The following is a 10,728-nucleotide window of genomic DNA, read 5'->3' on the forward strand; positions in this document are numbered from 1 at the left end:
CGAAGCCATCGCAGGCGAAGTTCGCCTCGCCACGCCCGAAGCCTTCGGCACCTATATCATTGCTCCCAACATCGCCGATTTTCACGATCGCTACCCTGACCTGCTGCTGGAATTGATGCCCGAATCCCGCGCCGTCAGCCTCGCCAACCGTGAAGCCGACATCGCCATCACCGTCGATCGCCCGCCGCGCGGTAAGTTGGTCGTGCGCAAACTGTGCGACTATCAACTCGGCCTCTATGCATCCGCCGACTATCTCGCCCGTCATCCGCCGATCCGCAGCGCGCAGGATGTCGCCGCGCAGCCTTTCGTGGCCTATATCGACCAGATGATCGACATGCGTGGCCTGCGCTATTTGTCCGAAGTCGCGGGCGAAGCCCGCCCCGTATTCCGCTCCAGCTCGATCGTCGCCCAGCAAAAGGCGGTGGCGTCAGGCGTCGGCCTTGGCCTGCTCCATCGTTTTTCGGCCGACAGCGAGCCCGGCCTGGTCCGCATCCTACCCGACGAGGTCGAAATCACGCGCAGCTACTGGCTGGTCCTGCGCCCCGAACATCAAAAATCCCCCCACACCCGCGCCGTCATTGCTTTCATCGACGATCTGCTCGCGCGCTACCGGGCGTTGCTCTGACCGTCCATCGCCAGAGCGCTGGATTGCTGCGCGGCTTGCCCGTGCCGTACAACTCCCGCATTTCTGCGTCATGTCCGACATAGCTTCGCTCCGGCGCACGACGCCTACCGGTTGGTCCGTCCGCCGTGATGACACCTTCGCGGCGCAGGCCTATAAGGATGGCTGGTGGCAGGCGGATACCGCCGCCGATGCGCTGGTGCGGGCCGCGCGCGAAACGCCCGACCGCATCCTGCTGATCGACTGCGTCACCAGCCTGACCGCCGCCGCCCTCCACGCGCAGGCCTCCCGTCTGGCACAAGCCATGCTCGCCCGCTTCGCACCGGGCAGCGCCATCTCCTTCATGCTACCCAACTGGCACGAAGCCGCGATCATCTACATGGGCGCGACACTGGCAGGCATGGTCGCCAACCCTATCCTGCCCTCGCTGCGCGACCATGATCTGCGCTTCATCCTCGCCGACCTGAACAGTGCGATGATCTTCATCCCCGCCAGCTTTCGCGGGCATGACTATGCCGCCATGCTCGCGCGCGTCACCCCGGCGCTGGACAGCCCGCCCGCCGTCGTCGTCTTGCGCGGCGAGGCAGGCCCGCACATCGCCTTTGCCGACCTGCTGGCAGAAGTCGCCGACGCGCCGCTCCCAACCGTCGATCCCGACGATGTTCGCATGGTCATGTATACCAGCGGCACCACCGGACGGCCAAAGGGCGTTCTCCACAGCCATAACAGCATCAACGCGCTGATCCGCCAAATCGGCCGCCATTGGCTGGTCGAACGGGGCGACCGCTTTCTGGTGCCGTCCCCCATCAGCCATATTGGCGGATCGATCTACGCCTTCGAAACGCCGCTGCTGTTGGGGGCGACCGCGATCCTGATGGAACATTGGAACCCAGATGAAGCCGTCGCCATCATGAGCGCCCAGCGCTGCACCCATATGGCGGGTGCCACGCCATTTCTACAGCATCTGCTGGCCTCGGCGCGCGCAGCCGGGACGCGCCTGCCCGACCTTAAACTCTTCATCTGCGGCGGCGCATCGGTTCCGCCCAGCCTGATCCGCGACGCTGCCACCTATTTCGACAAGGCGATCGTCAGCCGCGTCTATGGCTCCACCGAATTGCCCGTCACCACTGTCGGCGTGATCGACCCGGCCGATCGCGATCATGCCGCCGATACCGATGGCCGCCCCGGCATCGCCACCATCCGCATCGCGCCCGATGGTGAAATCCGTGCGCGCGGACCGCAGATGATGGTCGGCTATCTCCACCGGGAGGATGAGGAAACCAGCTTCGACGCCGACGGCTATTATCGCACCGGCGACCAGGGTGCATGGATCGAAGGCGACCATCTGGTCGTCACTGGGCGGATCAAGGATATCATCATTCGCAATGGCGAGAATATCGCGCCGAAGGAGATTGAGGATCTGTTGATCGCCCATCCCGACATCGCCGAAATTGTGATCGTCGGCATTCCCGATTCGCGCACAGGGGAAAAGGCGGTTGCCGTCATCGTCCCGCGCAACGGCGCAAAACCCGACATAGCCTCTTTGGCTGACTTTCTCGCCAGCCAAGGCGTTGCCCGCTTCAAATATCCCGAAAGTGTCTTGTGGGTCGATGCTTTGCCCAAGAATGACGCCGGCAAGATACTCAAGGCCGCGATCCGCACGAGCCTGACGACCGCCTGATCAAAGCGCTTGAAACCGGAAATTGCGGAACCGCGCCTCCCCCGGACCAGCCGCAAACAAGCCCGGTCGGAGCATCAGGAACCCGCCGCGCACATTATGATGATAGCCCGACACTTCCATGCCCCGGTCGAAGCGGCGCCATGTCCGCCCGCCATCACCGCTCAGATGATAGGAAACGATATGGTGACGGTTGGTCACCTTCATCGTCAGCTTGCGGCCGTGGGGATTGGCGGGGCGGCCCCGTTCCATGCCATATTGGTGGGTGACGAAGCGGTTCTCGTCAAACCCCAGCCCGCAATAGAGCCTGTCGTCATAGAAAAGCAGCAGCCCCGCTGTCCCGCCCGGCGCGATCTCGATATCGCACTGAAATTCATAGGCCGGGTCACCCGCAATCAGCAGCAGCGGCGATGAATTGGCTGGCGCGGTCCCCCGCCCCTTCAAGAACAATATGTTGTCTTCCACCCGTGCCCTGTCTGCTTCGTCGGGCGTCGGCTTGAAGAAATTCCACTTCGCGCCGAGGTTCAGCGTCGCGAAATCATCCGACAGCGCCATGCCGTGCGGCAGTGCTGGGCCACCGCGCGGCTTGGCAATGGGCTGCGACAAATCGCCGCCGGTCATGCGGAACCAGCCATCCGCCGTCCATTCGACCGGATCGAGCAGCGTTTGCCGACCCAATGTCCAAAGACCATTTTCATAGCCATGATAGACCGCCCACCAGCTTTTATCGGGCGCTTCCACTAGGCTGGCATGGCCGCGCGACCACCAGCGTTCGGCCAGGCTTTCGGTCCGGACCAGCGGATTGCCCGGATGCTGCTCCCAGGGACCATGAATGGAGCGGGATCGCGCTGCGATCACCATATGCCCGGTCGGCGGCCCCGCTGTCCCGCCCACCGCGGTCAGCATGTAAAACCACCCGCCATGGCGATGGATCTTCGGCCCTTCCGGTGAAAATCCTTCCACATCCCACGTGTCGGGGTAGCGCCAGGGATCATAGACATGCTCGACCGTGCCGACCGTGGACAGTCCGTCATCGCTCAATCTTATCCGGTCGCCGCCCGACAGGAACAGCCAGCGGCTGCCATCCTCGCCAACCACATGGCAGGGGTCGATATGGTCATGCAGTTTGAGGTCAATGGGGTCGCTCCATGGCCCGTCGATCGTGTCGGCATGGATCACGAAGATGCTGTTGGGGGCCGCCTTCACCGGAATGTAGAGGAAATAGCGCCCGCCATGCTTTCCCAGGCTGACCGCCCATACCGACCCGATATTCTTGTGCAATGCCGCTCCGCGCGGCTGCCAGTTGATCAGGTCGCGGCTATGCCAGATCGTAACGCCGGGATAGCTGTCGAATGTGGAGAAGGTCATGTAATAATCCGCGCCATCTTTGAGGATGGCCGGATCAGGGCGGTCGCCCGAAATCAGCGGATTGAGGAAGCGCCCGTCGCCCAAATCGGCGATACGCTGATTGTCGAAACCCCGTTTCCAGTCCGTCGCGGCCATGGGTGCTGTGGCAGCCTCCACGCGCCCAAACGCCAGCGTGCTTCCCGCCAATACACCCGTCATCGCGTCGCGCCGACTGATCGCCATAGTCTTTCCCAACCAAAAAAACCGGGCCGCCCGTGCAGAGGCGACCCGGTCATGAGCCTTACATCTTGAAGCGCGCCCCCAACTGGATGGTGCGCCCATAATGCAACTGCTCATAATTGCGATTGGCGTCGAGGTCGGTGTAGCGATCGCGATAATCGTCGGTCAGGTTGATGTCTTCCAGCGACAATTCGATCCAGTCGGTCAGCTTGTAGCGCATCGACGCATCGACGTTGATCGTGCTGTTATAGCCTTCGAACACGTTACCCGTGCCGCTATTTTGGTCGATATAGCCGCTGCGATAGCTGGCCGAGACGCGCGCGCTGAACTTGGCATCTTCATAATAGATGGTGCCGTTGAACGCCCGCTTCGACAGGCCGAACAGGGTGGCATTGCGAACCGAGGACACCGTCCCACCGCCCGGCACCACGGCTGGCCCCGCCACCCTATAGTCTGCGCTGGAGTCCACGAAGGTCGCATTGGCGATGCCGCCGAAACGGGACAGGAAACCGGGCAGGAAGGTAAAGGGTGCCTGCACCGACAATTCGATACCCTTCAGGCTCGCACCGGTGCCGTTGACGATCGTGTTGATCGCCCAGCCTTCGTCCCGCTCAGGCTGCCCTGCTGCTGGCGAGCTTGGCGGGATGACGGACAGGGGAAGACCCGTCGAGGCGAAAGTGCCGTTGATCGTCTGGCCGATCGGGAAGCTCTGAACATCCTTCTTGAATATGGCGACGGACGCGATCGACTGCGGCGCGAAATACCATTCCAGCGCGAGATCATAGGCCGTCGCCCGGAACGGACTGAGGTTGGGATTGCCGAAGCTGACTCGATAGTTGAACCCATCGACCGATCCGCCCGGCGTCAGATTGCCCAGCGAAGGCCGCGTCATCACGTCGGCCACCGATGCGCGCACCACGAAATCCCGATGAGGGAAGAAGGCGATGTTCATCGCGGGCAGCCAATCCTCATAGGACCGCGAGACCTCCACCGGAACCGCATTGTTCAGGCCGACCGAACTCTGGTTGGTCCGGACATAGCGGATGCCCGCATTGGCCGCATATTCCAGTCCGAAAATCTCGCCCTTGGCGTCGAACTGGATATAGCCGCCCTTGGTTTCTTCCACCACGCTGCGGGTATTGCCGGCATCGATAGTGGGGGTGCGCCCATAAAGGTTCGTAAAGTCGGTCCCCGCTGCCAGATTGGGAACCAGCCATTGCGTCGTGGTACCCGCCGGTGCGTTCGCGCCCTTGAGATTGAACATTTCCGCCAGCGCGGCGGTAACCGGAAAACCATAGACGGCGGACGGGCCAAATGCCGATGATGGCGAGCAATTCAGAGTGCCCAGAACCCGATCGACACCACCATTGCCGCAGACGACCGTATCGCGCGTGAAGCTTTCGGTATCGAACGAGAAGCGGCGATAGACTGCGCCCGCCTTGACCGTGAAGCCCTCCGTCACATCCCATTCGGTCCGCAGTTGCGCGGTACGGAATTTGTTGACCGTCGAAGATGGGCGATCACGAATTTCCGACAATTGGAAATTGGCCGGATCGGTCACGCTGGTTCCAAACGTCAGCACGGGGCGCTTCATATTGCTATAGTCATAGCTATAGCCCTGCGCATCGCGATCGTCGAACACCAAAGTCGTCTCGACCGGGATCGAGGCATCCGACTTGGAGAAGCCGCCCAGCAGCGTGAAGCGGAAGCTATCGCTGACATCCTGGTCCCAGGTCGCACCCAACTGGTAGAATTTCGTCTGGGATTTGCGCAGATAATGTTCAGTCCGCACCCAGGCGTCGTTCAGCGTCGCCGACACCAGGTTATTATTGCTGTCATAGACCGGGTTCACGACGTCGATCGATCGCTCGTTCGACCGAAGCAGCACTTCGCCCCACTTCTCTTCGCGGGTTTCACGGAAGCGGGAGAACAGACCGTCGATCGACACTTTGGTCGCATCGGACGGTGCCCACTGGATCGAACCGGTAATACCCAGACGCTCACGTTCCTGCGCGATTTCGCCATAGCGGGGGATACGTGGATGGAAAGCGAGCGCGGCTTCATCGCAACCGGCGCTGGGCAGATAGGTGCCGCCGCTATTGGGTTGCGTGAAGCATGGCGTGCCGTCGACACTGTCGAACCGGGCTTGCGACCAGCGCACCGTATTATTACCCATCTGAAGCGTGTCGAGCTTGGAATAAGCGGCTGACAGCGCCACGCCCCACCGACCGTCCGGCGATTTCCAAGACATCAGGCCCGCCAGACGCGGCCCCCATTTCTTCGACAGGTCATTATAGGAGGCCGTCGCCGATCCGACGAAGGTGAAGCCATCCTTGCCCGCCAGCGGATTGCCGGTGTTCAAATCGACTACCGCGCCGAGCGAACCCTCGTCGAGCGATGCCTCGGCGGTCTTGTGGACGACCAGCGAGCTGAAAAGTTCGGACGCGAACACGTTGAAATCGAAGGCACGGTCTCGGTTGGCACTGGCTCCATCGGTCGATGTCGCCACGGTTTCCATCCCGTTCACGCGGACACGGGTGAACTGCGCGCCCAACCCGCGCACGGTGATGGCGCGGCCTTCGCCACCGTCACGCTGGATCGAAATACCGGGAATGCGCTGGAGCGATTCCGCTAGATTCTGGTCCGGGAATTTGGCGATATCTTCCGCCACGATCGCATCCACCGAACCGACCGACTGACGTTTCAGGTTGATCGCCGCGCCCAGGGATTCGCGAAAGCCGGTGACGACGATGTCCGCCACTTCTTCGTCCGCCGCCGTTTGTGGCGCGCCATCTTGTGCCAGCGCGCCGCCCGGCATCGCCAACATCATGGCCGCGATGGAAGATCCCGCCAGCCACAAACGCGCTCCGCGCCTGTTCCGGCTTTGATTGTCGCCCTTTAGCATCGTCACCTTGTCGCTCCTTCCCTGTTGCGGCCGTCATCCGCGGGTGGCGGGACGGCCCTGATTCGTCGGGGGCGAGAGCAGGCGCGACGGGGCCGCTATCCTCTCCCACCCATGCGCCGCCAGCTTTTGCTGATCCGTTGGCGTCATTGGAAACCGGTGTCATAAATGCGCGTCGTGTTTCCGCCTGTCAATATCCTGTGGCAATTTATGTCGTCACCAATGCCTTTTATCCCCCGCTCCTCATTAAGCTTCGGTCTACGCGAAAGGTCTATGCGTCCAATACTTGCCAAATTCGGCGCGTCTGGTTGCTAGGCACCACCGGCCAGGGGCATCCATCGCCCCTACCGCTCAACAAGCCATCTTTTTTCAGACACCGGTGTCAAACGACGGTTGATCATGCCGCCCGGCGGTGGCACACCAGAGATGAGAGGAGACTGATAACCATGCCGACACTCAACCGGCCCCGCCCCCAATGGATGTTGTTGGCCCTGGCCCTGGCCCAACTCATGGCAAGCCAGTCCGCCAGCGCCCAACCCGGCCCACAAACCGCCCCCGCAAGCCAGTCCGCCACCGCCTTTCCGGGCGCGGTAGGATGGGCTGCGACAACGCCGGGGGGACGTGGCGGCCGCATCTTGCGCGTCACCACCTTGGCCGCTGACGGCCCTGGCAGTTTCAAGGCGGCATTGGAAGCCAAAGGCCCGCGAATCATCGTGTTCGAAGTGGGCGGCATCATCGACATGGGCCGCCAAACGCTCAAGATCACCGAGCCCTTCGTCACCATCGCCGGTCAAACCGCCCCTTCGCCGGGCATCACCCTCATCAAGACAGGTATCGACATCGCGACCCATGATGTCGTCGTCCGCCACATTCGCATCCGTACCGGTGTGGATGGGCAACCCAAATTAAGCGGTTGGGAAGCCGACTCTCTTTCCACCGTTGCGGCGCATCATGTCGTGATCGACCATTGCAGCTTCACCTGGGCGATCGACGAAAATATGTCCGCTTCCGGCCCTCGCTTTACCGGCAACACGCCCGAAGACTGGCGCAAGGGAACCAGCCACGCGATCACATTTTCCTATAATATCGCGGCCGAAGGCCTTGCCGACGCCAGCCACCCCAAGGGCGAACATAGCAAAGGGACGCTGATTCACGACAATGCCAGCCAGATACTGATCTATCGGAACCTTTATGCCCATAATGTCGAGCGCAACCCGCTAGTGAAGGGCGGTGGCCAGGTCGCGATGGTGAACAATATTCTCTATAATCCGGGTGAGCGGGCGGTTCATTACAACCTCATGGCGCTCGAATGGGGCGATCACCCCTATCAGACGGGCAAGATCGCCGCGGTCGGCAATGTCCTGCGCGGGGGCGTATCAACCGCTCCACGCCTGCCCTTTCTGACATTGGGCGGCGATGGCGACCTGGACTATCATGGCAAGGATAACCTCGCCGTCGATCGCTTCGGCGTCGCTCTTCCCATGTTCGGCCGCTACGGCGAAACCCGCGCCAAGCTGAACGAAGTCGCAACCCCGCCGATCTGGTGGCCCGGCACCCAGGTTCTGCCCGTGCGCGACGTCGAAACCCATGTGCTGGATCAGGCCGGTGCCCGTCCTTGGGATCGCGATGCCGACGATTTGCGTGTCCTCTTCTTCGTCGCGGAAGGTCGCGGGACCATCATCGACGATGAACGCGAAGTCGGCGGCTACCCCAAAATGGCGCAAACCCGCGCGCCATTTGTAGAAGCCGACTGGAATCTCGACACGATGGAACCGAAGTCGGGGCGGTATCCTGGCCAGACCGAGGACGTCGCGGAACATCTCTCGGATCGCGACAAAATGATGCGCCAGGGCGACGCATCGGCCAGTCGCCGATGACCCCTCTTCTCCCCCTGCTCCTTGCTGCAGCGCCGCCCATGGTCGTTGTCGATGAACAAAGCGTGCGTGTCGAAGAACCTCCGCCCCATGGCGCGATTGGGGCCAGCACGGCCTATCGGATCAGCGACATCGTCCCCCAGCCTCGCACCATGGAGTTCCGCAAGCGCATCCTCCATGTCGGGGCAGCCATCGGCCTTCACCCGATAGCCCATGATGAAGTCTATTATGTCCTGTACGGTACCGGCGAAGTGACGTCGGACGGCAAGACCCACACCCTGACACCCGGCATGGCCGCCTATCTCTACGACGGCGCGGTCGTCGGCATTCGGCAGACGGGAGAAGAGCCTTTGGCCCTGATCATCAGCTATCCGGTCAAGCCCCATGCCGACGGTAAAGCGAGATAGGCCTGCCAACGAAATATGCTGAGCATATGTATCGAGGCTCACATTCCCGGCTGGATATAGGGTGCGCGCGCAAATAATTCGCGCTCCCAACCGCGCGGATCATCCTCCACGCGGCTCACCCGATCGAATATCATCGTCGCGCGCCGGTCGAGCCGATATTGCAGCCAATCGGCCCGTCCCGTCCGCGCGAATGCCACGAAGCGCGCCATCATCGCTTCACTAGCGGCCCGCGCGCCCGCACCCGTGCCGGTAAGAGATCCCGGCGCCTCCAGCGTCCCAAAGGCCAGCGCAATATCCATCGTGTGCGGCGCCCCCCGCCGGGGCTGCGTCGGCGATTGGAAATCCACCTGATAGACCCAGGTCGGCGCATCCGCCCGCGCCCGCGCCTCCGCTTCGATGACTTGCCCCGGCCAGCTACGGCCCGCCGTGGTCGCGGCATAGAAGATCCGTTCGGCCGACCAATCAGGAAAGCGTGCGCGATACTGATCCACGATCCATTCGGGCAACAGATCGATCCGCAATTCGCCAGCCATCCGGTCCGCCAGATTGCTCCAATCCAGCCCCTCGACCAAAGGCCCATCAGGATCGATAAAGGCCCGCGTCTCGTCCAATGTATTGCCGAGCATCATCGGGATCGCATTGCCCTGCGGCGCGGCGTCGGGCCAGAAGGGATGCCGCTTCAGCCAGCGCATATCCAGCACTGGCCCCATATAGACGCCGCCGCCCAATATCGGATCAGTAGCCGCCAACCCTTCGATCAGCCGCTCGACCGGCATGATCAGCAAGGGTTCGAGCGCATCCGGCTTTACCCCCAAATGATCCAAATAAGCCATCGTCCGTCGCGACGCATTGATCGGGCCGCTCGCCGTCACCTGCTGCCCGCTCATCGTGATCGCCCGGTGGAACAGGCCTTTGGCGGCTGACATTGCCATCATCGTCGCGATCTTAGCCCCGCCGCCGGACTGGCCGAACACAGTCACATTGGCGGGATTGCCACCAAATGCCGCGATATTGTCCCTTATCCAGCGTAGCGCCAGCATCAGGTCCAACTGCCCCACATTGCCACTATCGGCAAACCTCGAATCCAACCGGGCAAGATAGAGATAGCCCAACGCATTGAGCCGATGATTGACCGTGACCACGACCACATCGCCAGCCGCTGCCAGATGCCGCCCGTCATTCAGCGTATCGACGACGCTGCCATTGGCATAGGCGCCGCCATGGATATACAGCATCACCGGACGCTTCGCTTGTCGCTCCAGCCCCGGCGTCCAGATATTGAGGAACAGGCAATCTTCGCTGGTCGCCTCCTGCTTGGCCCGCTGTGGACAGGATGGCCCAAACCGCACAGCGTCGATGACACCGGACCAAGCCTGTGGCGCGACTGGCGCGCGAAAGCGCCGCGACCGCGTATCTTGACCATAGCGAATGCCGCGAAACACCTGCAGCCCGCCTTCGCGCAAACCCCGGATGTGCCCTTGTCGCGTCGAAACAACCGGGTCGCGTTGCGCGGCCACGGCCGGACTCGTACCCAGGATCAGGGCTGAGCCCACGAAAGCACGCCTGTCGATATCGGGCATCCATCCTCCATGATGTGGGTTGGGAGGGTTATCCCTCCTCTGTTCGATCGTCCGTTCGCCCTGAGCCTGTCGAAGGGC

7 protein-coding genes are annotated in these 10,728 nt (G+C 62.1%); 4 read left to right on the top strand and 3 right to left on the bottom strand.

Translation table 11 applies throughout. From position 1 onward, the window contains the following. On the top strand, positions 1–625 hold a 625-nt coding region (locus IL54_RS23145), incomplete at its 5' end, for a substrate-binding domain-containing protein (RefSeq protein WP_076605584.1). A gap of 70 nt (positions 626–695) precedes the next feature. Continuing rightward, positions 696–2,303, top strand: coding sequence for an AMP-binding protein (locus tag IL54_RS15745; RefSeq protein ID WP_037476818.1), 1,608 nt, complete (start codon positions 696–698; stop codon positions 2,301–2,303). Here IL54_RS15745 and IL54_RS15750 read toward each other — a convergent pair whose 3' ends face one another. After that, positions 2,304–3,890: a family 43 glycosylhydrolase gene (locus tag IL54_RS15750; protein ID WP_037476819.1), complete on the bottom strand. Its 1,587-nt coding sequence runs from the start codon at positions 3,888–3,890 to the stop codon at positions 2,304–2,306. It abuts the gene before it with no gap. 58 nt (positions 3,891–3,948) lie between these two features. Continuing rightward, complete coding sequence (locus IL54_RS15755) at positions 3,949–6,792, bottom strand: TonB-dependent receptor (RefSeq protein WP_052027725.1); 2,844 nt, start codon at positions 6,790–6,792, stop codon at positions 3,949–3,951. 443 nt (positions 6,793–7,235) lie between these two features. On the opposite strand from IL54_RS15755, the gene IL54_RS15760 reads away from it, so the two are divergent. Continuing rightward, positions 7,236–8,666: a pectate lyase family protein gene (locus IL54_RS15760; RefSeq protein WP_237236138.1), complete on the top strand. Its 1,431-nt coding sequence runs from the start codon at positions 7,236–7,238 to the stop codon at positions 8,664–8,666. Beyond that, complete coding sequence (locus IL54_RS15765) at positions 8,663–9,070, top strand: cupin domain-containing protein (RefSeq protein WP_037476821.1); 408 nt, start codon at positions 8,663–8,665, stop codon at positions 9,068–9,070. Before IL54_RS15760 ends, IL54_RS15765 begins: the two co-directional genes overlap by 4 nt. Before the next feature lie 38 nt (positions 9,071–9,108). Here IL54_RS15765 and IL54_RS15770 read toward each other — a convergent pair whose 3' ends face one another. Then, a complete protein-coding gene (locus IL54_RS15770) occupies positions 9,109–10,650 on the bottom strand; it encodes a carboxylesterase/lipase family protein (protein WP_037476822.1) in 1,542 nt (513 codons plus the stop codon). Positions 10,651–10,728 lie beyond the last annotated feature (78 nt).

The organism is Sphingobium sp. ba1, assembly GCF_000743655.1.
Lineage (GTDB): Bacteria > Pseudomonadota > Alphaproteobacteria > Sphingomonadales > Sphingomonadaceae > Sphingobium.